The sequence below is a fragment of the Luteolibacter sp. Y139 genome (assembly GCF_038066715.1).
In the GTDB taxonomy this organism is placed as follows: domain Bacteria; phylum Verrucomicrobiota; class Verrucomicrobiia; order Verrucomicrobiales; family Akkermansiaceae; genus Haloferula; species Haloferula soli.
On record NZ_JBBUKT010000005.1, the window covers coordinates 356,136 to 380,710 of the forward strand.

11 protein-coding genes and 1 tRNA gene are annotated in these 24,575 nt (G+C 62.3%); 5 read left to right on the forward strand and 7 right to left on the reverse strand.

The annotated features are described in order from the left end of the window. Positions 1-309 precede the first annotated feature (309 nt). From WKV53_RS15250 to WKV53_RS15265, 4 genes are read left to right on the forward strand one after another with little or no spacing between them, the layout of a single operon-like run. Positions 310-10,950 carry an SdrD B-like domain-containing protein gene (locus WKV53_RS15250; RefSeq protein WP_341405633.1) on the forward strand — a complete coding sequence of 3,547 codons (10,641 nt, stop codon included), beginning with the start codon at positions 310-312 and terminating at the stop codon, positions 10,948-10,950. A gap of 14 nt (positions 10,951-10,964) precedes the next feature. After that, positions 10,965-11,612 carry a PEP-CTERM sorting domain-containing protein gene (locus WKV53_RS15255; RefSeq protein ID WP_341405634.1) on the forward strand — a complete coding sequence of 216 codons (648 nt, stop codon included), beginning with the start codon at positions 10,965-10,967 and terminating at the stop codon, positions 11,610-11,612. Positions 11,613-11,626: 14 nt separating this feature from the next. Beyond that, the gene (locus WKV53_RS15260; protein ID WP_341405635.1) at positions 11,627-12,505 is read left to right on the forward strand and encodes a hypothetical protein; all 879 of its coding nucleotides are present in this window, start codon (positions 11,627-11,629) and stop codon (positions 12,503-12,505) included. Continuing rightward, complete coding sequence (locus WKV53_RS15265) at positions 12,502-13,608, forward strand: vitamin K epoxide reductase family protein (RefSeq protein WP_341405636.1); 1,107 nt, start codon at positions 12,502-12,504, stop codon at positions 13,606-13,608. The genes WKV53_RS15260 and WKV53_RS15265 overlap by 4 nt, the downstream gene beginning before the upstream one ends. A 184-nt stretch (positions 13,609-13,792) precedes the next feature. Here WKV53_RS15265 and WKV53_RS15270 read toward each other — a convergent pair whose 3' ends face one another. After that, complete coding sequence (locus WKV53_RS15270; protein ID WP_341405637.1) at positions 13,793-16,660, reverse strand: site-2 protease family protein; 2,868 nt, start codon at positions 16,658-16,660, stop codon at positions 13,793-13,795. Between the two features lie 348 nt (positions 16,661-17,008). Here WKV53_RS15270 and WKV53_RS15275 point away from each other — a divergent pair, with 348 nt between their 5' ends. Continuing rightward, positions 17,009-19,201: a GDSL-type esterase/lipase family protein gene (locus WKV53_RS15275; protein ID WP_341405638.1), complete on the forward strand. Its 2,193-nt coding sequence runs from the start codon at positions 17,009-17,011 to the stop codon at positions 19,199-19,201. Positions 19,202-19,264: 63 nt separating this feature from the next. Here the strand turns inward: WKV53_RS15275 and WKV53_RS15280 are convergent, their stop codons facing one another. The 6 genes from WKV53_RS15280 to WKV53_RS15305 all read right to left on the reverse strand — a co-directional run bounded on the left by WKV53_RS15280 (position 19,265) and on the right by WKV53_RS15305 (position 24,283). Further along, positions 19,265-19,915: a hypothetical protein gene (locus tag WKV53_RS15280; RefSeq protein ID WP_341405639.1), complete on the reverse strand. Its 651-nt coding sequence runs from the start codon at positions 19,913-19,915 to the stop codon at positions 19,265-19,267. A 690-nt stretch (positions 19,916-20,605) separates the two neighbouring features. Next, on the reverse strand, positions 20,606-21,073 hold the full coding sequence (locus WKV53_RS15285; protein ID WP_341405640.1) for a cyclophilin-like fold protein: 468 nt from the start codon (positions 21,071-21,073) through the stop codon (positions 20,606-20,608). 18 nt (positions 21,074-21,091) lie between these two features. Beyond that, complete coding sequence (locus WKV53_RS15290) at positions 21,092-21,859, reverse strand: glucose 1-dehydrogenase (protein WP_341405641.1); 768 nt, start codon at positions 21,857-21,859, stop codon at positions 21,092-21,094. A gap of 25 nt (positions 21,860-21,884) precedes the next feature. Further along, positions 21,885-22,955 (reverse strand): alpha/beta hydrolase, encoded by a 1,071-nt coding sequence (locus WKV53_RS15295; protein ID WP_375341833.1) that lies wholly within the window; start codon positions 22,953-22,955, stop codon positions 21,885-21,887. Continuing rightward, positions 22,952-24,007: an AraC family transcriptional regulator gene (locus WKV53_RS15300; RefSeq protein ID WP_341405643.1), complete on the reverse strand. Its 1,056-nt coding sequence runs from the start codon at positions 24,005-24,007 to the stop codon at positions 22,952-22,954. The genes WKV53_RS15295 and WKV53_RS15300 overlap by 4 nt, the downstream gene beginning before the upstream one ends. 199 nt (positions 24,008-24,206) lie before the next feature. Next, a tRNA-Pro gene (locus tag WKV53_RS15305) sits at positions 24,207-24,283 on the reverse strand. Positions 24,284-24,575: the final 292 nt, after the last annotated feature.

Sequence of the window (24,575 nt, forward strand, 5' to 3'; positions counted from 1 at the left end):
AATCTGCCATTAAATAAAATAATTGTATAATCAGGTTTTCTTAATAATTTTCCCCATATCGTTTCTGCGAACGGGCCCCACCCGCTGGCAGGACGGTTGCATTGGTTCTCCCCTTCATCCTCTGGAATGCCTTGTCGACCCGTGCTCGGAATGAGCTAGGCCGGCAATGTTTTCGTACGGACCTCCGCGTGAGTGCGGGGGAAAGGGTGGGCTTTTGTACGCCTGGTTCCCGCTCCCCTTCACCCCGGTTGTTGTTGCATGCTCCCCGCAGTCCCCGCTGTCCGCAGGTTCGTACTTGGTGCCCTGGCCATGGCCTGGTGTGCCGGGGCGGCGCATGCGGTTAATCCGCCGCCGACGCAGCTTTTCTACGTCCCTTTCCCAGAGGACCAGCAGCTGGAGGCCTTCAATGCGATCAACTCGGTGGCGGACGATCCGATCACGGTCTTCGTCACGCTGGCCGCGGCGACAGACGGGACGGTGATCTATTATGACCACTGGGAGGACGGGTATGAGAAGGACATCACCAATCCGACGCAGTCCACGACGCTGATCTTCGGCGATGGGAATCCTGCCAACGGCTACCCGCCGGGGAATCCGGCCGACCTGATCCCGGCGGGGACGGTTTTCAATCTGCGGAATTTCGTGGCGACGGGCACGCAGCAGTCGGTGATCGACTACGATGCGCGGGACAAGATCGCGTCCTTCAAGCCGATCTCGGTGACGAAGATGACGGTGCCGGCGGGGACGAACACGCTGCTGGCGGGTTGCACGGAAGTTTTCGAACGCGGGCTGTGGGGCACCGAGTATCGCTGCCCGGTGGGAGTGGACATGCCGGTGACGACGCCGACGGCGACGCTCACGCAGGACGAGAATCTCTTCAGCTACACAGCGCTGGCGATTTCCGCGGGTCCCGGTGGTGCCAGTGTCCAGATCGACAAGGACAACAACGGCGTCTACGAGGAGACCGTGGTGCTGGCGGAGGGCGAGGCCGTCTTCCGCAGTGACGTGAATGTGGGTGGCCATGTGCTCGCGAGCAAGCCGGTGCAGGTGATCCTTTTCACCGGTACCGTGGGCTCCACCTACGCGAGCCGGGATTCCTCGCTGCTGCCGACCTACCGCTGGGCGTCGGAATATTACGCACCGGTCTCCACGCGCACCACGCCGGCGGATGGAACGGTGACCTTCCTCTACAATCCGGCGGACACGGCGATCACGGTGAACTACGATTATCGTAGTAGCGCGACCGCCTACACCACCGCCAGCATCAGCGTGCCGGCGAAGGGGAATGCGCGCGTGACCCTGCAGCCGTCGAATGACAGCACGGCCTTCGGCGCCTATCGCTTCTACACGACGGGAGCGAATCCGCCGCTTTTCTACGCGATCGGTGCGATCGATGCGGACAGCACGTCCGGCAACAACCAGAACTGGGACGGCGGCTTCACGCTGGTGGGCAAGCCATCCCTGACCACGCAGGTGCTAGTGAGCCTGGGCATCGGGCGCGACCCGTATTCGTCGACCAATCCGAACGAAAACGGCAACCCGGTGTGGATCACCACTTCCGGCAACGGCCACAACCAGGAGACCGTCTACGTCGACTACAATGGTGACAATGTGGGGCCGCTCACCGATCCGAATGGCAATCACTATGATGTGGCCTATCCGCTGCGCGAACTGGAGCAGAAGAAGCTCTTCGATCCGGATGGTGACCAGAGCGGGATGCTTGTTTACACGCTGAATCCCTCGGTCCGGATCGCGGCCGTGTGGGGACAGGATCCGGCGGTGGCGACGGTGGCGCAGCCGGGGCTGGACGTGGCCTCGCTGGTGCCGCCGATGCGCGAGGGCGATGCGGGCAAGCGTTCGTCGATCGCGGTCGATGCGGATGGCGATGGGGTGGTGAGCTGTGGGGACACGCTGGAGTACGACATCCGTGGCGTGAGCAATGCGCGCACGAATATCCCGGGGCCCTTCAAGGTGCAGGATAGCCTTCCGACGACGGTGACCTATGTGGCGGGCTCGACGCGATACCGCTTCATGGTGGGTGGGGCGTGGCAGGGGTGGACGACGATTTCAGATGATGGAAGCGGGACGGCGTTTCCGCTGGATGGCGCGGGTTTCTCGGTGCCGGGGAACCTGGCGGCGGGGCAGCAATTCCAGGTGACCTTCCGCGCGACGATCGTGCCGCGCGCGAGTCTAACAGGGGAGACGATCGAGAACACGGGGCAGGTGGAGATTTCGCCTTACGGGCTGCTGCTGCCGATCTCGTGGACGGATACGGTCTACGGCAGCATCGGCGACCGGGTGTGGGGCGATACGAATGGCGACGGGGTGCAGGATCCGGGTGAGAACGGCATCCCGAACATCGACGTCTATCTGGACTACAACAACAACGGAGTGCGTGATGCGAGCGAGCCGCAGAGCACGACCAATGCGTCCGGGAACTATCTTTTCACGGGTTTGGCTTCGGGAACCTATCTGGTGCGGGTCGACAATGCGGACATCGCGGCGGCGAATGTGGGCTATGGTCCGACCTATGACATCGATGGGATCGCGACTTCGTATCGCGCGTCGGTGACGCTGGGGATCGCGGAGGACCGGACGGATGTGGATTTCGGTTTCCGTGTGGGTGCGAGCGTGGGCGACCGGGTGTGGATGGACCGCGACAATGACGGCGTGCAGGAGAACGGCGAGCCGGGCATCAACGGGGTGCGCGTCTATCTCGATACGAATGCCAACAGCAGCTACGATGTGGGCGAGCCGAACACGATCACCTCGGGTGACGGGGCGTGGTACATCGGGAACTTGAATCCGGGGACGTACTCGGTGCGGGTGGATACGACGACGCTGCCGGGTGCGGCGACGCAGACCTTCGACCTGGATGGGGTGGCTACGGCGCACAAGGCGTCGGTGACCTTGCTGGGCGCGGAGCATCGGGCGGATTTGGATTTCGGGTATCGCGGGCCGTATTCGATCGGGGATCTGGTGTGGGAGGATGTGGATGGGAACGGGGCCCTCACGGCTACGATCATTTATACCGTCATCAACGGCAAGATCGACTTCAACGCGAGCGGCACCGTGGATACCAACGATGATGGTTTCATCGGCACGATGCGGATCATCGACGGCTCCGTGGACATCTCTAACAACGGGTCGATCTCGAACTCGGATGACGGGACTTTCCTGGGCTATGCGATCATCGACGGTGGCGTGGATATCAATGCCAGCGGCAGCATCAGCAACAGCGACGACGGCAGCATGAGCTACACGACGCCAGCTGAGACGGGCATCGCCAATATCCGGGTGTATCTGGACATGGATGGCGATGCGGTCTTCGACGCGACCGAGCCGTCCGCAGTGACAAGCTCGACGGGTGCCTACTCGATCGGGAACCTTTTCAACGGGACCTATACGGTGCGGGTGGACAAGTCCACGGTGCCATCCAGCTACGCGCAGACCTATGATCTCACGAGTCCCTCGACCGACCATACGGCCACGGTCGCGATCAGCGGGGCGAACCGGACGGATGCGGACTTCGGCTATCGGAATGATGCGAGCCTGGGCGACCTGGTCTGGAATGACCGGGATGCGGATGGTGTGCGCGATGCGGGAGAGCCGGGGATTCCCGGGGTGTGGGTGTATATCGATGCGGATGGGGACGACTACTTCGACCAAGGGATCGAACGGTATGCGATCACCGACCTCAACGGGTTCTACAAGTTCGAAAACCTGGCCGCGGGGACGTATAGCGTGCGGGTCGAGATCTCGACGCTGCCGCAAGGGGTGACGCAGACGTATGATCTGGATGCGACTCTGGATCACGAGACGAACCGCACGCTGACGGCGAGCCAGGAGGTGACGGATGTGGACTTCGGCTATCGTGCCGGTGCCGGCTTCGGGGATCGCGTGTGGAACGACGCCGATGCTGATGGGGTGCAGGATGCGGGGGAGACGGGAATCGCGAACGTGCGGGTGTATGCCGATATCAATGGCGATGGCATTTTCCAGAGTGCGACTGAGCCGGCGGCTCTAACGGATGCGACGGGTGCCTACTCGATCGGAAATCTGGTGCCGGGCACCTACACGGCGCGCGTCGATGTGAGCACGCTGCCGGCGAGCATGACGCAGACCTTCGATGCGACGGGAGCGCTGGATCATGCGGCGACCTTTACGCTGAGTGCGACGCAGGTGCGGACGGAGATCGACTTCGGCTACACCTCGCCGGTTACGATCGGTGACCTGGTGTGGAACGATGTGAATGGCGATGGCCAGAAGGGTGCGAGCGAGGTGGGCATCGCGGGGGTCACGGTGACACTCTATCGCGGCGGCAACGATACGATCGCGGCGACCACGACGACGAATGCGAGCGGCTTGTATTCGTTCACGAACCAGATGCCGGGGAGCTATTACGTGGTCTTTGATCCGGTGGCGGGTTATATCCGCAGTGCTGCGGACCAGGGCGCGGATGCTTCGGATAGCGATGCGAATGCGGTTGGTCGCACGCCGGCGATCACGCTGACCGGCGGGCAGTCGAATTTGACGCTGGATGCCGGTTATTTCCAGCCGGGTACGATCACGGGTTCGGTGCTGGCGGATACGAACAACGACAATACGGGCGATGTGGGCATCCTGGGCGTGGTTCTCACGCTGAAGGATGGATCGGGGAACGACATCGACAGTGATCTGAATACGTCCGGGGTGCAGCCGACGACGACCACGACGAATGCGAGTGGTCTCTACACATTCTCGAACCTGACGCCGGGGAGCTACCAGGTGGTGGAGACGCAGCCTGCGGGCTACCTGACGGTGACCGACGGCGATACGACGACGCCGGCTGACGATGCGGCGAATGCGAGCACGACGGACAACATGATCCCGGTGGCCGTGGTGGCGAATGAGACGGATACGGGGAATGATTTCGTGGAGGAGCAACCGGGCACGATCAGCGGCACGGTGTGGGCGGATACGAACAACGACGACACGGGCGATGTGGGGATCGCAGGAGTCTCGTTGACGCTTTACACCGATCCGAATGGCGATGGGAATCCGGCGGATGGGGTGGCTTATGGGTCGCCGTTTGTTACGCTTGCGGGTGGTGCCTATAGCTTCACGAATTTGCCGCCGGGTGCCTACGTGGTGGTGGAGACGCAGCCGGTTGGCTACCTGACGGTGACGGACGGCGACACGACGACGCCGGGGGATGATGCGGCGAATTCAAGCACGACCGACAATCGCATCCCGGTGGCGGTGAATGCGAATGAGACGGACAACGGCAATGACTTCGTGGAGGAGCAGCCGGGCACGATCAGCGGCACGGTGTGGGCGGATACGAATAACGATAATACGGGCGATGTGGGGATCGCCGGTGTGACGCTGACGCTTTACACGGATCCGAATGGTGACGGGAACCAGGCGGATGGCGCGGCGTATGGCTCGCCGTTTGTCACTCTCGCCGGTGGTGCGTATAGTTTCACGAATCTTCCACCAGGAGCGTATGTCGTCGTGGAGACGCAGCCGTCCGGTTGCCTGACGGTGACCGATGGTGATACGACCACGCCGGGAGATGATGCGGCGAATGCGAGCACGACGGATGACCGGATTCCGGTGGCCGTTAGCGCGAATGAGACGGACACTGGCAATGACTTCGTCGAGGAACAACCGGGCACGATCAGCGGCACGGTGTGGGCGGATACGAACAACGACAACACGGGCGATGTGGGGATCGCTGGTGTCACGCTGACGCTTTACACGGATCCGAACGCGGATGGGAACCCTGCCGACGGTGTGGCTTATGGGTCGCCGTTTGTCACGCTGACCGGTGGTGCCTATAGCTTCACGAACTTGCCGCCGGGTGCCTATGTGGTGGTGGAGACGCAGCCGGCTGGTTATCTGACGGTGACGGATGGGGACACGACGACGCCGGGGGATGATGCGGCGAATGCGAGCACGACGGACAATCGGATTCCGGTGGCGGTCAATGCGAACGAGACGGATAACGGCAACGACTTTGTCGAGGAGCAACCGGGCGTGATCAGCGGCACGGTGTGGGCGGATACGAACAACGACAATACCGGTGATGTCGGGATTGTGGGAGTCGTGATCACGCTGAAGGATGGATCAGGGGTCGATATCGACAGTGACTCGGTCACTGCAGGAGTGCAGCCGACCACGACGACGACGAACGCGAGCGGCGTCTATACGTTCTCGAATCTGCCGCCGGGCAGCTACCAGGTGGTGGAGACGCAGCCCGCCGGATATCTGACGGTGACGGATGGGGACACGACGACGCCGGGGGATGATGCCGCGAATGCGAGCACGACCGATGACCGGATTCCGGTGGCGGTGAACGCGAACGAGACGGATACCGGAAATGATTTCGTGGAGGAACAACCGGGCACGATCAGTGGCACGGTTTGGGCGGATACGAATAATGACAACACGGGCGATGTGGGCATCGCGGGCGTGGTGTTGACGCTTTTCACCGATCCGAACGCGGACGGAAATCCGGCCGATGGTGTGCAGTATGGCTCGACCACTGCGACCGTCACCGGTGGCACCTATAGCTTCACGAACTTGCCGCCCGGTGCCTACGTCGTGGTGGAAACCCAGCCCGCCGGGTATCTGACCGTGACGGATGGGGATACGACTTCGCCAAGCGACGATGCTGCGAACTCGAGCACGACGGACAATCGCATTCCCGTGGCGGTCAATGCCAACGAGACCGATACTGGCAACGACTTCGTCGAAGAGCAGCCGGGCACGATCAGCGGCACGGTGTGGGCGGATACGAACAATGACGATACGGGTGATGTGGGCATCGCGGGCGTGGTGCTGACGCTTTTCACCGATCCGAACGCGGACGGGAATCCGGCCGATGGTGTGCAGTATGGCTCGACCACTGCGACCATCACGGGCGGCACCTACAGCTTCACGAATTTGCCGCCGGGCGCCTATGTCGTGGTGGAGACCCAGCCGTCAGGTTATTTCACCGTGACGGATGGGGATACGACTTCGCCGGGGGATGATGCGGCGAACTCGAGCACGACGGACAACCGGATCCCGGTGGCGGTGGCTGCGAATGAGACGGACACTGGCAATGACTTCTTGGAGGAGCAGCCGGGTGCGATTAGTGGCACGGTGTGGGCGGATACGAACAACGACAATACCGGTGACGTGGGGATTTCGGGAGTCGTTCTCACGCTGAAGGATTCCTCGGGCAATGATATCGATAGCGATCCGAATACCGGTGGTGTGCAACCGACGACGGTGACGACCGGTGTGGGCGGTGCCTACACCTTCAGCAACCTGCCGCCTGGAAGCTATCGGGTGGTGGAGACGCAGCCGTCCGGCTATCTGAGCGTGAGCGATGTCGATGGCTCCAATAACAATGTGATCGGTGACCAGACTCCGATCCTCGTGGTCGCGGGTCAGACGAATTCGGGCAAGGACTTCGTGGAAGAGCAGCCGGGAGCGATCGCTGGCACGGTGTGGGCCGATACCAACAACGACGATAGCGGCGATGTGGGCATCGCGGGTGTGACGATCACGCTCTTCACCGATCCGAATGGCGATGGCAATCCGGCGGATGGTGTTCCTTATGGTTCGCCTGCCGTGACCGGGGCGGGTGGGGCGTATGGCTTCACGAATTTGCCGCCGGGTTCCTACGTGGTGGTGGAGACGCAGCCGTTGGGCTATTTCACGGTGAGCGATGGTGACACGACTTCGCCGGGTGATGATGCGGCGAACTCAAGCCTTTCCGACAACCGGATCCCGGTGGCGGTGGCTGCGAATGAGACGGACAGCGGCAATGACTTCGTGGAAGAGCAGCCGGGTGCGATCAGCGGCACGGTCTGGGCGGATACGAACAACGACAATGCCGGTGACATCGGCATCGCGGGTGTCCTGCTCACGCTAAAGGATTCCGCTGGAAACGACGTCGACAGTGATCCGAATACCGGTGGTGTGCAGCCGACGACGGCGACCACGGGAACGGGTGGGGCTTATAGCTTCACGAATCTTCCTCCCGGTAGCTATCGGGTGGTGGAGACGCAGCCTTCGGGCTACTTCAGTGTTTCGGACATCGATGGCTCCAACAACAACATCATCGGCGACCAGACTCCGATCGTGGTGGTCGCGGGCCAGACGAATGCGGGCAATGACTTCGTGGAGGAGCAGCCGGGCACGATCCGTGGCGGTGTGTTTGCCGATACGGATGGCGATGGGGACGGGGATGCGCCGCTGGTGAATGTGGTGATCCACTTGCTGGATGCATCGGGCAATCCGGTGGATGGTGATGCGAATACGCCGGGCATTCAGGAGGTGACCACGCTGACGCTGGCCGATGGCAGCTATAGCTTCGGTGGCTTGGCTCCGGGTAACTATCGCGTCCGCGAGGACCAGCCTGCGGGATACAACAGTGTCAGCGACACCGATGGTGCGAATAACGATGTGATTGGCGATGAGACGCCGATCGCTGTCACTGCCGGAGGAACGAGCAGCGGCCATGATTTCATCGAGATCGAGCCAGCGAGCATTGCCGGTCATGTGTTTGCCGATAGCGACAACAACGGCAGCGGTGATGCTCCGCTGGCGGGTGTGACGCTCACGCTGCTGGATGGCTCGGGCAGTCCGATCGATGGCGATCCGAACACGCCCGGCGTGCAGCCGCGGACGACGGTGACGCTGGCGGATGGCTCCTACCTGTTTGCGAATTTGCCGCCGGGAACTTATCGGGTCTCGCAGAGCCAGCCTTCCGGCTATGCGAGTGTCAGCGATGTGGATGGGGCGAATAACAACCTCATCGGCGACGAGACGCCGATCGTGCTGCTGCCCGGCGATGATGTGACGGGCAAGGACTTCGTGGAGGTCCAGTATGGCTCGATCGCGGGCTCGGTCTTCGACGACACGGATGACAATGGCAGCGGGGATGCGCCAATTTCCGGGGTGACGCTTGCCTTGTTAGACGGTGCCGGTCAGCCGGTGCTGGATGGCTCGAACCAGCCGATCACCACGGTGACGGCGGCGAATGGCTCCTACTTCTTCGGCAATCTGCTGCCTGGCAGCTATCAGGTCGCGGAGACGCAGCCGGCGAGCTACGGCAGCGTTTCGGACGTGGATGGCGGCGATCTTGATGCGATCGGGAATGTCACGGTGATCACGGTGGCGCCCGGGCAGCATGTGACCGGGCGGGACTTCGTGGAGATCCGCTTCGGTGCGATCAGTGGGTTTGTTTTCGCGGGCTCGGATCCGCTTGCAGGCGTCACGCTGGCCTTGCTCGATGAGAACGGTGATCCGGTGCTGGATGGCAATGGCGACCCGATCACGACGGTCACCGGGCCGGATGGATCGTATCGCTTCGATGGGGTCTTCCCTGGCACCTACAAGGTGGCGCAGGTCCAGCCGCACGGCTATGACAGCTTCGGCGATGCCGATGGCGGCGATATCAACCTGATCGGCGACGTGGTGCCGATCGTGGTGCTGCCGGGCGAGACGAACGAGGACAACAACTTCATCGAGACGCGCGACACCTGCGCGAACGATTGGCCGGAGTGGCTGGAGCTGCATCCGGGTGAAGACGCGAGCGGCAATCCTGATGGGGATGTGCTGGACAACCTTGCGGAGTTTGCCTTCGCGAAGCGTTATGACAGTGGTGCCGGCTCGGCCTTCTGCATCGCTCCGTCGACGATGGCGCCGGGAACGATCGAAGGTGCCTTCGTCCGGCCGAAGCAGGCGACGAATCATGTCACGTATGTGCTCGAATACGCGGCGTCGCTGGGCAATCCGACGACCTGGCAATCGATCGTGCTGGAGCCGGATGACCTGATCGTCACGGACAATGGCGATTGCACAGAGAGCGTGGTGATCTTTGATCTGGAGAACCTCACCGGGCTGGTGAGCGGTGAAGGCTTTATCCGGCTGCGTGCTGATCTGGATGAGAATGGCGACGAGACGATCGACCACGTTTCCCACACGGCGGTGAAGGGCTGGACGCGCACGCCGGTGAACGTGAGCTGCCGCACTTACAACAATCCGTATCTGCACTGCCCGGTCTTCACCGGCACAGTGGATTCGGCGAGCGGCAGCACTTTCACGCTGACCACGAGCGCGGGTCCGGTGGATCTGGAGACGCTGTTGCAGTCCGGTGTGAGCTACTATGCCGAGATTACTTCCGGTGAGAATGAAGGCCAGCGCTTCGACGTGGTGTCGGCGAGCGGGGACACGGTGACGGTGGAGAACGACAGCGATCTCGCGAGCGGGCTGGCTCCATTCAACACGATCACTGGAACGCTGCCCGCAAGCCTGGCGGGGGATGGGATCGTGATCCGTGCGCACTGGACGCTAAATGAGCTATTCCCGCCGGAGCAATTCGGTGCGACGGGCAGCCAATCCACGGCGGATCAGGTGCAGGTCAACAACGCCGGGACGTGGGTCATCTACTGGCTCTACGATGACAATGGCGTGCCGCGCTGGGTGAAGGATGCGACGCTGGCCGATGAAGGCAGCGCGGTGCTTCCGCCGGGCCAAGGGATCTTCTTCAACAGCCGCCAGACGACGGGCTCGATCCTCGCGTGGGGTGAGGTCCGCGCGAATGACTTCATCCGCCCGCTGGCGAAGGGTGCGAGCCTGGTGGGTGGTGGCTATCCGCTCGACCAAGCGGCGATGAACGGCCGCGCGATGACGCTGGCGCAGGGCTTCTTCGGCAGCCGCGACTTCAAGAAGGCCGACCGCTTCTATGTGTGGAAGGGCGATGCCGTGACGGCCGCGACGGGCTACGATGGCTACTTCCTGCTGAATGGCGCACCGGTGCAGCCGTCCACGATCCAGTGGACCAAGACCGGCGACACGACCATCCAGCCGCACAACGTGGACCTTCTCTTCCAAGGCGACCGTGCCGTCTTCATGGACCTCGCCAATCCCATCTTCACCTACGAGATGCCAACCCCCTGGACGCCGTGATTTTCCCTCGCTTCATGAAATGCATCCCGTTGATCGCGCTGCTGCTCGGCGCGACGGCCGCCCATTCGCAGACGCTGGATTGGGGGAATGAAGTCTTCGACAATGTGCGGGACAGCGAGGGTGAGAGGCTCACGAATTCCTTCGTCTTCGAGCTCGGTGCGTTTGATGTGGGCTTCAAGCCGACGCAGGGAAATGTGGAGGAGTGGGTGGACCACTGGAATGTCTTCGACCGGGCGAGCTACAATGAGAGCCTCGGCTACTTCGCATCCTCGGTGCAGATGACGGCGGATGGCCGCAGCAACAGCTCGTGGCTGACGCCGGGGTCCGGAAGTTTCGAGGGGCTGGAGGCATTCATCTTCATTCGCAATGGCGACCTGCCGGTGCCAATGACCGAGTGGCTGCTGGCCCGCGCCTCGACGTGGATCTTCCCGCTCGCCGATCCGAACTGCTGCCCGAATGGCCTGCCGACGCAATGGGCGGTGAGCGACATCGATGGTGATCCTCCGGTCTGGGGAGCGAAGGATGGAATCCAGGGCGGCGGGGTGGTGACGAATCCGGCTGCGGATGGCTTGCAGACCCACACCTTCGTGCCGGAGCCGACGGCTTTCCTGCTGCTGGCGCTGGGTGGTCTCGCGTCCATTACCCGTCGTCGCCGATTCTAACAATACGTCTGCCTGTGATCCGCACGCTCCTCGCCCTGTTCCTGCTCGCCGCCGCGGATGCGGAGACGGTGACGTGGTTCAGCGATCCGGCGGCGGTGAATCTGGATAGCGCGGGCGCGCCGATGGATGGCGGCTTCCAGTTCCAGCTGGGGGCATTTACCGGAAGCTTCGTGCCGACCGCATCGAATGCGGCGCAATGGGCATCGAAGTGGGTGGCTGCGGAAACGACGGGTTACAACGCGACGACGGGTCTGTATGATTCGCAGTTCACGCTGGAGGACAATGCCGCGCCCTTCACGGTGAATGGCAAGGCGTGGATCTGGGGCTTCCGAAACACGGCCGCCGGCAGCGAGTGGATTCTCTTTCGCGGCACGTCCTGGAAATGGCCGGCGGCGAATCCCTTCAATCCGCCGCTGATCCAGTGGAATGCGAAGGATGCGAACGAGGTGGTGCTGGGTGCGATCCATGCGAGCGGGTCGCCCTTCCTGATGCAGTCGGCGGGGGTGAGCAGCTATGCGCAGTGGGCGGCGGGTGCCTTGGCCGGTGAGGTGCTGAATGGTCCGGAGGGTGATCCGGATCATGATGGGGTGTCGAACTTGATGGAGTTCGTTTATGGGACTTCGCCGCTGGTGGCAGGGCTTCCACCGGCTGTGGCGAGCTCTTGGTTCGAGAGTGGGGGGCAGCAGTATTTGCAGCTCTCGGTGCCGCGGCTGCGGGAGCGGCTGGCGCTTTTCACGGTGGAGGTGTCGGAGAATCTTTCGCTTTGGCAATCCGGTGCTAGTGTCACCGCTGTGGTATCCGATCAACCGAACCTGTGGACCGTGCGCGACCTGACGCCGCGGAATTCGCTGCACCCCAAGCGCTTCATCCGGTTCTCGGCGGCGCTGCCATGAAGGCCAGGTGGCTGTGGCTGCTGATCGCTGCCGGGGTGGCGATCCAGGTGTGGCTGCTGGTGTTGAAGTCGTCGCTTGGCGATGTCGCGGGGTGTGGCAGCACTTGTGACGAGGTGCTTTCGTCGCGGTGGTCGTTCGTGGCGGGGGTGCCGGTGCCGTGGTTCGGGCTGGTGACGTATGTGGTGACGGGCATCGCGCTGAAGTGGCGGAGGCCGGGGTTGCTGGCGAGTTGCCTGGTGCTGTTAGGCGGGGCGGTGGTGTGGTTTGTCGGGGTACAGGCGTTTGTGCTACATCATTTCTGTGGGTGGTGTCTTGCAGCGCATGGGGTGGCGCTGGGGACGATTGGGATGGGGTGGCGGGAGCTGAGGGGAATGGCTTCGGTGAACTGGTTGCCCGCGGTCGGTGGGGGACTGGCGCCGATGGGTGGGGCGATCTTGATCCAGGTTTTCGGGCCGGTGCCGGCGACGCATCGGATTGAGGAGACTGCGCCGGTTGCTGCGGTTGTGACGGATGTCCACGCGCAAGGTGGGGGACGGAAGGTGAGCTTCGATGGAGGGGCGAAGCGGTATGATGTGGAGGCTTTGCCAAGGCTGGGGCCGGCGGATGCGAAGCATGTGCTGGTGGAGTATTTCGACTACCAGTGTCCCGCTTGCCGGACGATGCATGGGTTTCTGGAGACGCTGCGGGCGCGGCATCCGCGGGAGATCGCGGTGATTGTTTTGCCGGTGGCTTTGGAGAGATCGTGCAATCGTTTGTTAGGACCGAAGGATACGGTGCACGAGGGGAGCTGTGAGATCTCGCGGGCGGCGCTGGCGGTGTGGCGAAGTGCGCCGGGGGAGTTCGAGGAGGTGCACCATGCGTTGTTTGCGGATGCGCAGGCGGGGTTGCGGTTGGCGCGGGAGAAGGTGGGTGGAGGAGCGAAGGATGAGGCGTGGATTGATGAGATGCTGAGGGTGGATGCGGAGGATTGGGTGGTTTTTTCGAGCAAGACGAAGCAGTTGCCGAAGTTGTTGATTGCAGACCGAAGGATTTTGCATGGGTTGCCTTCGAGTGAGGAGGATTTCGTGCGGGTGATGGAGGGGGAGTTGGGGCTCGCAAAGTAATACCGGCCTCATCGCCCCCCTTCAGGGTGCCAATCCCATGTGCCATGAAACCCGGGGCGATGCCCCGGGCTATCTCATTTCGCCCCTTTGGGGCTTGGAGCGTGGCCGTGCGATGAATCCAAGTTGCGATGTTGCTACGGTCCGCGCCCCGCCGGGAGGGCGCAGGCCTTTCGCCACGTGCTGCTCAACGCTTTGAGATTTCCTGCGCGGGATTCAGCGGGCAGGTGTAGTCCACCGTGGCCGGGTCCTTCAGCGGGCCGAGCCACGCGGGATAGGGCTTCCTCACTTCCTTCAGGTGGTCGATGAGCTTCAGGCAGGGGCTGCTGGTGTTGTCCAGGCTGAGTTCAGCGCCGCCGGGGATGGCATACTTCCACTGCTTGGGAAACGCGCCGTTTTTCAGGCGATAGGTTTCCATGGCGAGAGCGGAGAGTGTGGTCATGCGCCGCAGTGCGATCTGGCGATGGTGATCACAGAAGGCCGCGATGTATTCGGCCTCGCCGGGTGCGGGGTGCACCTTGACGCCGCCTTCGAATTCGGGGGGGAGTTCGCCGACCTTGCCGGACTTCTTCCAGTAGCGCCCTAACAGGACGGTGGCAGGCGTTGCGTCCTTGAAGGCCACGATGTTGTTGAAGAGGTTCCGCGACTGGGGAGTGGCGAGACGCCAGAAGCGGGTGTCGAACTCCGGTTCGGGGCCATCTGCTGGCTTGGGCGCGACGAGTGCGGTCTCTGCTTGCCGACGGCCCCAGCTGTCGACGAGGAGAAGGCTTTCCACGGCAGGAACCGGGGCTTTGTTCAGCGCTTTCACGCGGGCGTCGAGGCGCTGGATGGTCGCGGCATCGAGCTTGCCGGAGGCGGCGAGTTGATCGACGGCGGTAAGGACGCGGAGCTGTGCATCCCACATGGGTTCGCGCTCGCTGAGGAGGCTGGCGGGTTCGAGGGCGTTCAGGCCGTGAAGGAGGATTTCCGCGCGGCGGAGGGCTTCGGCGTGCTGGCCATTTTTCGTGGCGGTCTCCATCCGGGCGCACAGGCTCTCCAGCCAGATGGAGAGGGTGGCGGGCTCGAGCTCGCCGCCGTGGAGGGTGATCGAGGCGGCGGTCCAATCGAGCTTGTCGAGTTCCGTGGTGACCTCGGCAGGGAGCAGGGTGGCAAGCTCGCGGGGCGTTCCCATGCCGGAGGCGACGGCGTCGTCAGTGAGGCCGGCGAGTCCGGTGACGGCATCGTATTGTACCTGGGTGACGGCCCGCTGCTCGACGGGGAAGCCTTCGCGGAATTCCACCACGTCCTTTGCGAGGCGATTCAACTGGCCGGCGCTGCCGATGAATTTTCCAGTGAAGAGGAAGACGATGAGGAGGAGGGGAATGACGAGCGACCAGCTGTAGAAGGCACCGCCGAAGATGCGCAGGACGAAGCCGGCGCGCTTGCGCAGGACCTCGCCTAACAGGACGTCGATCTGCCGCTGCCAATCGCCGCCGCGGAGGAAGCTGTCATTGTTCTCCTCGCGTACGCCGCGGAAGATTTTCTCAAGCGCTTCCTTATCGTCATCGACGGTGCCGGCCCAGCCGAGGCGGCGGCCGCCGCGGACGACCTTGATCATCTTGAAGTCCCAGGCGAGGCCGGAGAACATGGTGATGGCGAGGACCTTCAGCGCCCTCGACTTCACCATCAGGCCGGCGGCGAACGTGGCGAGAGCGGAGACGATGGTGAAGAACGGACGGAGGATCGGTAGGTCGCGGAAGATGAGCAGGTCGACCGCCTTGCCACCATCGAGCGGCAGGAAGGGGAGGAGCTGGAAGGCATTCAGCGCAAGTGCCAGCCCGCCGAGGTCGCGCAGCCACATGGGCAGATCCGCGGTGAAGAAGCTGGCGATGGTGACGCCGAGTCCGAAGACCAGGCCGGGCAGTGGACCGGCGAGGATGACGGCGAGCTGTTGCCAGGCGGGTGCGTGCGGCTTGCTGCCCTGGTCGATGGGTCCGACGAAGGGCACGAAGAAGCGTCCCATGCGCTGGTAGCCGAAAATCTTCATCATCAGCCAGTGACCGAACTCGTGCACGGCGATGAGGCCGAGCAGCATGGCGACGGTTTCCTGAGGATGATCGTGGCCGAAGGCGGCGGTGAAGGCGACGAGGGTGATGAGCAGCAGCGCGGCGCGGCGGCGCTTGTATTTCTTGGCGAGCGGCTGGTCGGCGTGCTTGCGGTAGCGGCGGATGTCCTGCTCGATCTGGTCTTCCAGTGAGATCTTGAAGCCGCCGCCGGAAGAGAGTTCGTCTTCGCCCGGGGTGGAATCCTTGCGCGCGCTGGCGATGTCCTTCTTGGTGGTGGAGAGGGCGTGGAGGCCGGCGAGGCGCGTGAAGAGATCGCGCAGCACCATGGCGGGCGCGTGGAGGAGGGAGGGACGGATTTCCGTTTCGCCGGAAGTACGATAGTCGCCGTAGGTGAGCAGTGCCTCGTTGATGGCGCGTTCCTCGGTGGCGAGGCGGGAGGCGATCTCGGCGGCAGCGGGCAAGATGGCGGCCATGCCGGCGCGGAGCTCTTCCACCCGTTCGCGATGGACCTGGAGCTGTTCCTCGATGGTGCGGAAGCTCCGCTGCAGGAGTGCCCAGTGGCCCGGTATGCGATGGGTGACCGGATGGTCGGCAGTGACGATGACGCGGCCATCGGCGAGGAAGGTCATCAGCCGCAGGGCGAAGCCTGGCTTCCCGCCGCTGGGGGGAATGGTGCCGGTGAGCAGTGCGAGAGAGCGGTCCTTCGAGCTCGGCAGGACCCAGGTGGCGGTGTCCGGGGCATCGTCTCCCGCGGGGTGCAGGATCTGGATCATCTGGTGACCCAGGTAGCCGAGGCGGCCGATCCACGGCTGGCCGCAGCGGGCGAGGTCCGGGGAGAGCATGGCCGGGGGCATGGGGGAGAGTTCGGTGACCTTCCGGGTTTTTCCCAATCGCCGGAATGAGGCGACCAGTAGAAGGAGGAGGGGACCGAGAACGACGATGCCGAACCAGGCTGCCAGCACCCAGCCGGGCAACAGGTTTGAAAAAGACAGGAGGGCGACCGCCGTCATGCCTCCGGTTTTAGGGAAATTCTAAAAAGTTTACAACGCTTAATCAGGAAGTCTTGATGATCAGACGGTGACGATAATGTAGCTGGTTTGGAGAATGGGAGGGGTTCGTTGGGGAATTTGGGACTCGGATGGATGGATCGGGACGGATGTTTTTACCGCGGATCACGCGGATGGCACGGATGAGAAGATGGGACGGGGATGGGGGTGGCTGAGGGTGGAGTCGGCAGTTCGGGACCATTCGTGCCGGTCTGAAGACTGGCGCTCCCAGGGGGAAGGGGGCTTGCGATGACGCTCAATCCGGGGGGCTGAGGTGAAACAATCCCGGGCGAGCTTCGTATCGCCCGCCCCATGATTTCAGGCTTTGTGCGACACGCTGCGAGTGCGGTCATTTTGATGGGTTGCGCGACGGCGGCCAACTCCCCGTCACGCGATCCGTGGCTGTGGCCATTCGCTTCCGATAGCATCTGGAACATGCCGCTGGGCAGCGGGGCGGTGCTGGTGCCGGCGGGGCTGAACTCGAACGGAGGCGTGGCGATCGATCCGGAGATCCTGGCGAGGACGAATCCCGGTGCGCCGCAGCGCGAGATCTTTGCTCCGGCAGGATGGGAGACGCGGGAGGGTGGTTCGCAATCGCTGGGGACTGCGGGTTTCAATGACGATCTGATCGTGCCGGATGCGCGGAAGAACTGGACTCCGAATTACAGTGCGGCGGTGCTTCAGCCGGATGGCTTCACGGTGGAGAATCTGGGGCCGATCTGCCGGCCGCGGGAAGGGAGTCCGGTGTGGGCGTATCGTTTTCCGAAGACCGATTTGCGCGGTGATGGCATCACGGGTTCGCATGGAGGCTCGGGTCTTTCGGCGCTGGGTGGCAGCATCCGGCGCGGTGAGTTGTTAGACGAGCAGCCGATCCGGCATGCGATCAAGGTGAACATCTTCTGTGAGAAGTTCACTTACTTCGGGAAGGAGCGGGCGGGGTTCCGCTGGCCGTCTGATCGTGCCGACAGCTATGCGGCGAAGGGCTACAAGGGGAGCAATCCGGCGGTGGTGATGGGATCGCTGCTGTGCCTGAAGCCGGACCTGGATCTGAGCGGGCTGGGCCTGAAGACGACGGTGGCGCGGAAGCTGGCGCAGGCGCTGCAGGATTACGGTGCCTACATTTCCGATGATGCGGCGCACGATGTCTTCTACTTCTGCGCGGAGCGTGAGGTGCGCGAGGAATGCGCGTCGGTGCTGGGGATCTCGCTGGAGGGATCGGCGGGGCCTTTCTATGAGGATGTCGCGCGACTGGTGCCGCTGCTGCAGGTGGTGGATAACAACAGTGCGGCGAACATCGGGGGCGGAGGAGTGCGTCGTGCTCCTATGGCGCCGCCGCTTGCGGAGAGCGTGGGGAATCCGCTGCCGTTGCATCCCGGGCCGAGCCTGGTGCCGAATGCGGGGATGGAGCATGGAGACAAGGTTCCCGATGGCTGGGCGATTAGCAGTGGTGAAGGGGTGTTGAGTCGAGAGACGGCGGCGCCTTTCGCGGGGGCGGCATCACTGCGGCTGGAGACCGGTGGTAGGGCGATGGCGCGCGTGCAGGTTCCTGCCGGGAGCTTTCCGAAGACGGTGACGCTCTCCGGCCAGGTGCGAACCGAAGGCGCGGCCAACGCGATGCTGGGGCTGATGTGCTACACGAAGGAGTGGAAGGCGCTGAATTTTCTCATCGCGGGTAATAGTCCGTCGGGTGCGGGATGGAGAGAGGTCAGCAAGGAGCTGACGCTGCCCGAAGGAACGGGGCAGGTGGATGTGGCGCTGCTGGTGGAGGGGAAGGGGACGGGCATGCTGGATGAGGTGAAGCTTCTAACAGACGGGAAGGTGGTTCCTCCGGTGGAAGCGAAGCAGGCTCCGGCGAAGGCGGAGAATGCGTGGTCGCCGGCGCAGGGATTCTATCCTGAATACCCGGACGCGTGGATGACCTTCCACAACGGGCTGAAGGAAAAGGCGGCGAAGGGCGGGGTGGATCTGCTCTTCATCGGTGACTCGCTGACGCTGGGTTGGGACAAGGAGCTGTGGGAGAAGTACTATGCGCCTCGTAATGCGGCGAATTTCGGGGTGGGTGGAGACGGCACGCCGCAGCTGCTGTGGCGGATGGAGCATGGTGGCTTCGATGGCCTCCAGCCGAAGGTGGTGGTGCTGATGATCGGCGTGAACAATGTGTGGCCGGGCTATCCGGCGGCGGACACGGCGAAGGGCATCCGGGTGTTTGTGGAGAAGCTGAAGGAGAAGATGCCGGCTTCGAAGATCCTGCTGCTGGGGATGCTGCCAGCGTTCGATGCGGGGGATGGGATCCGCACTTACGCGGGTGAGGTGAACAAGAGCATCGCGGCGCTGGCGGATGGGAAAGCGGTGCGGTTCCTGGACTTCGGCCCGGAGCTCCTGGACGGGAGCGGGAACCGGAAGGCAGGCTTCTATCAGGATGACCGGCTGCACCTCGCGAAGCCGGCGTATGAGAGCTGGGGGATGGCGATGGAGGGTGTGTTGGGGGAGTTTTTCGGGAAGTAGCTTCCGCTGTGCTCAGCCGAGGGGGCGTGGAATGCCGACTTCCATCCTGCTGCCGGAGTCATTTCATTTCTCTCTGGTCACTCCGCCGATAGGAAAACCCCCGCCGATCACGATCAAGACAGACTCGCCTTGAGGAGAGCGGACCAAGGCACAGGTTCCACTGGGGACCGTTAGGGAGATCTTCGTGCTTTCGCCTTCCGCGGAGGCATCGACCAAAAGGTCAGGGAAGGGTTCGTCAGGTTTGCCCAGATGGGCGCTGAGCTCGAGCTTCTCGCCTTTCCAGTCCAGGCCATCGGCGCCTGCAGCGACCTTGACTTGGGCGGCGGTGCCTTGGCGGAGAGCTCCTTCGAGATACTGCTGGGCGAGTGCCTTGTGAACCATTCCCTTCACGAGCGGAACCCCTTGGGGAGCGGGTAGGTCGCTGGGAGAATCGCTGAGGAAGTCGGCGGGAACCGGTAGCACCCCGAGTTCACCGGGGCGGAGTTCGAGCATGGACTTGGCCTTGGCCGTGTAGTCGACGACCCGGCGGCTGCTCTTGCTCTCATCGCCATTGGCCGTGGTGTCTGAGGTAGGAGATGGGCCTGCTTCGTTGCGGGGGCTCGGTGGAGGTGTGTTCTTGCTGTCGTTCGCTTTTGCCAGCTTCCAGGCTATCGGGCCGCCCAGCAGGGCGAGCAGGAGACAGCAGAGAAGGAGGATTCGCGGCCGGTTTATCATTCCTGCGATGTTGGGTGGCGGAGTCGAGAGGCATCAAGGAGATAGAGTCCGGGGCGAGGGCTTGGGGAGGTGCTGTTGAAGCATTGGGGAAGTGGGTTTTCTTCCTGTTCCGCGCGTGGAGTGGTGGCAGCTGTGGCGGGATTGTCCTGCGGACCACGCCAATCAGCGGCTTCGCCGGAGTGGGGTTGGTCGCGAAGCTCCCGCCGCGTTCAACCCCAAAAGGCATCCTCGCTTAGGCTCGGAAGTGGTTTGACCCTGCGGGTCTTTGCCAGTTTGCGGCTTTGCCGGGAAAGATGGGTCGCGAAGCTCCCGCTGCAATCTCATCCCGCCACCTAGGGGAATGGTATGACAGCCGGAGTGGCTGGATCGAATGCTCAGGTTGAATGGGCCTGAGTGGTCGGGGTGGCGGGATTCGAACCCACGGCCTCTTCGTCCCGAACGAAAAGCGCCACCTCGCCGTCAACCCCAGATCCTCCAAGGGAAATCCTGTTAGATCGGGAGTCTAGGGGCCTCACCCCACCCGTTTTGCCCCCCTTCAAACTCGCAAAAGCCCCATCTCTAGTGGGTCGCATTGGGTCCAGGAGGGTCCCACTGAGACGGCGAAAATGGGCCCCATTTGGCTCGCCGGAGCAAGGGGTCCTGTAAGGCACCCCTCGACCCGCGACGATTCCGGGGTTCCGCCGTCAGCAGTCAGGAATCTTTCTCGAAGGTGATGGAGACATCACCAGAACCAAGTGCCTCGGAAAGTCCTTTCGGATTGTCGAGCTTTCCGAGCTTCGTGTAACTGTAGGAAGTTCGGAAACTGTCGTAAAAGAGAACCAAGGTGCTGGAATTGTAGATCATCAGGTCACCGGAATGAATCATGCCGGGGTTCGCATCCTTCGTCGGAAGGCCGCTGGCGAACCGGTGAAACTTTTCATTCCTGTGGAGATCGGACATTTTTACGGTAAGCGGCAGCATGCCCACGAATGCCTTGGCCGTTTCGTTATCCTCAAGTTTTGCATCGAAGGTCTTGCTGCCAATTTTGAGGCGGATTTTCACGGTGGATATGGGGTTGGCGGCGGTTTCGGGTTTAGCTTCCTCGCCTTTGCAGGACGAGGAGACTCCGGCGAAGACCGCAAGGCTGATGCTCATTAGTGCTCGACTGATCGTCTTCATACTCGTTTTGAGTGGAAGTCAGCCGACGGTGAGTCCCCCGTCGACGGTGAGGGCATGGCCCACGACGTAGCTTGCCGCCGGACTGCACAGCCAGAGCACCGCCGAGGCGATTTCTTCCGGTCTGCCAGGACGACCGATCGGAACCTGGTCGCCCGCATTCCGGTAAGCTTCTTCGTCACCGCTTACGACATCCCTTGCAATCTGGGTGTCGATCAGACCCGGGTTGACCGCATTCACCCGAATCCCTTGCTTGGCGTATTCCAGCGCGGCCGTACGGGTCAGCCCGACGACGCCATGTTTGGACGCGATGTAGGAGCCGATCCCCGGATTACCCGTGAGAGCACCTACGGAGGCATTGTTGACGATGGCCCCCGATTGCTGACGTTGCATCTGCATCAGCTCGTGCTTCATGCAGCTCCAGACGCCCCGAAGATTGATCCCGATTACGCGCTCCCATTCCTCATGGGTGCTTTCGGCAGTGGGTGCCAGCTTGGCCATCACACCGGCATTGTTGAACGCGGCATCCAGTCGGCCGAATTCGGCCACGGTCCGCTCGACCATCGCCGCCGCCTGCGACTCGTCGCTGACATCGCACCGGATGGCCAAGGCTTTGCGTCCTCGGGCACGCAACTCCTCGGCGACTGACTCGACCGCTTCCTCTCGAAAGTCGGCCAACACCACGACGGCCCCTGCGTCAGAGAATGCTTTCGCCGTTGCTAGTCCCATGCCGGAGGCCGCGCCCGTGACCAAGGCCACCTTGCCGCTAAAGTTCAAAGGATGATTCATAATGATTCCTATCGGTTGAATGTGATCAAGGGGTGGCTGCCCCGGATGCCGGAGCAGTATCTGCGGCGGGCTTCAGGTTAGCGGTGAAGAATGAGGTGAGCTTGTCCCAAGGGATGAGATCGACCCGGTCATAGAGATCGACGTGACTGGCTCCCGGAACCATGACCAGTTCCTTGGGCTCTCCGGCGAGATTGTATGCTTGCTCGCTGAATTCCTTGGAATGGGCCGCATCGCCGGTGATGAAAAGCATCGGGCGGGGTGAGATCGTCTCTATGTCCGCGAAGGGATAGAAGTTCATAAACTTCACGTTGCTGCTCAATGTCGGGTGGGTCGTCGCATTTGGCGAGCTGCCTTCGGGCGTGAACTGGCCGCGAGAAGTACGATAGAAATCGTAGAACTCCCGTTGGATCGGATGAGTGTCCGCCGTCAGTTCATGGACCGTTCCGCCGGTAAGCTCCGTTTTTGCTCCGTCCGCCTCCTTCCATCGCTGTTCGGCGGCCTGGGCGATGATCTGCTTCCGCTGCTCGACAGTCTGCGAATGGTTGAGGGCATCCCGGTTCGCGGCCCCCATGTCGTACATGCTGACCGTGGCAACGGCTTTCATCCGCGGGTCGATCTTGGCCGCACTGATGACAAAGCTCCCACTGCCGCAGATGCCCAAGGCACCAATCCGGCCGCGATCGACAAACTCCTGTGATCCCAGGAAATCCACCCCGGCACTGAACGCTTCGGCGTAAAGATCCGGCATCACCGCGTTGCGAGGATCGCCTTCGCTGCCTCCCCAGAACGGCAGGTCGATGGACAGAGTGACAAAGCCCTGGTCCGCGAGCTTCTGCGCGTAGAGATTTGCACTCTGTTCCTTCACCGCGCCCATCGGATGCCCGACAATGATCGCGGGATGTTTCGAGTCCCGGGCCAGCGTCGTGGGGACAAACAGATTTCCCGCGACATTTGTTTTGTATTGGGTTTTGAAGGTGACTTTTCTCATGGTCACCTTTGCGCTTTGATAGAAGTTGTCCGCGCCTTGCGGCTTGTCAGTTCCGCTGCCGGCCAGAGCTCCGGCCAGGAATGTTAACGAGGTCATCAGTGTTTTCATCGGTTCGTTTTCGGTTTATCGGTGGATCGGGAATAAGCGGAGCGCATGTGTTGCTCACGCCACTCTCCCGGTGTGGCGCCTTGCCATTCGTGGAAGGCACGGAAAAAGGAATTCGTATCCTCGTAGCCCAGTAGGAAGGCCACTTCGCTGATTTCGATGGTGACTTCGCCAAGGTATTCGAGGGCCAACTCGTGACGGGTATCCTGCACAAGTCGCTGGAAGGTGAGCCCGGCATCATTCAGCCGTCGCTGGAGAGTTCGCACGCTCAGGTGAAGCTCGCGGGCGACATCCGCACGACCTGGACGACCTCCGGCGAGCGTGCGCTTGAGGGTCAGTCTTACCAGCTCGCCAACACCCGCGTCGGACCGCAATTCGTCGAGTTCACGATCCAGTTGTGCTCCCAGAATCTTCAATAGCTCTTCATTGTGGGTAGCGAACGGCCGCGCGAGATCCTCGCTCCGGAAAACGACAGCGTTGTGACCGGCCTTGAAGCGAATGCGGCAGCCGAAGTGGTTCTCAAACAGCTCCCGATGCCGGACTGTCCTGGCCAGTTCCACACGAAGAGGCCGGATCTGGCCTTGGCTCCCCCGGCTGCCTAGAGCAACCACCCAAGCCAAGCACACGTCGACCAGAACTTCGGGTTCGGCACCCTCATCCTGGAGGAACACGAAGTTGATTCTCGTTTCGGCTCCGTCGCTTTGAACGCGGATTTCTTCAGGACAGGTCAGGATCTTGCACCGGGACACCCGCTGCAGGGCATCTCCAAAAGTACGGCTGCACACCGCAGCGACCTGAATAGGTTCAAATCGCTCGAACCTAGATTCGGCTCCGAGCTTCAGGCCAATCGCCGGGTCGCCGCTGATATGGCCGATGGCTTTCCAAAGGGCGAAGAGCTGCGCCGTGGCAGCATGGATCTTTTCTTGATTAAGGAATCCCGGGGGCAATCCCGCTTCGCGTTCCACGGTGCGGATGGAGATTCCCCGTTCGGCCAATCGCTTGGCCAAGAGGCTCGAAATCCGGAAGCGGTCGCCTGTGACTTTGCCTGCCGACATGCTGCTAAGATGTCATAGTCCGTGTTCTCTTGCACTGGTGAAACGTGCCAAGTTGCTTGCAAAACGTGCCACTGCTGTGTTCCGTCCCAAAAAAGCATCCTCGCTAGGGCTCGGAAATGGGTTCTCATCCCGCCACTGGCGTTAGGGTCAAAGCAGCTGTAAAGGCTGGGGTGACCGGTCAGGCTGAAATGGGCCTGAGTGGTCGGGGTGGCGGGATTCGAACCCACGGCCTCTTCGTCCCGAACGAAGCGCGCTACCAGACTGCGCCACACCCCGATATCTCGGTGAAATCCAAGCCTGCTTTTCGGGAAAAGCGGGGCGGCTTTCTTCCCGATTTCACCCGGAGCTGCAAGCGAATTTTCGGGGCGGGTTTGCCGGTGTTTGCTGCGATCAAAGAAGGGAACGCTCCGGTCCATCGGGCATTTCCCGGCATGGATCGGACCTTTGGTCCTCGAAGCGTGTGGCATTCATTTCCTAGGCCTCGCGGCCCAGGCTGGGATGGAGCGGGCCCTTGGCCCTGAACTTGATCTCATGCGTGCAACGGTGGGAAAGCCGGGATTTGCCCTGC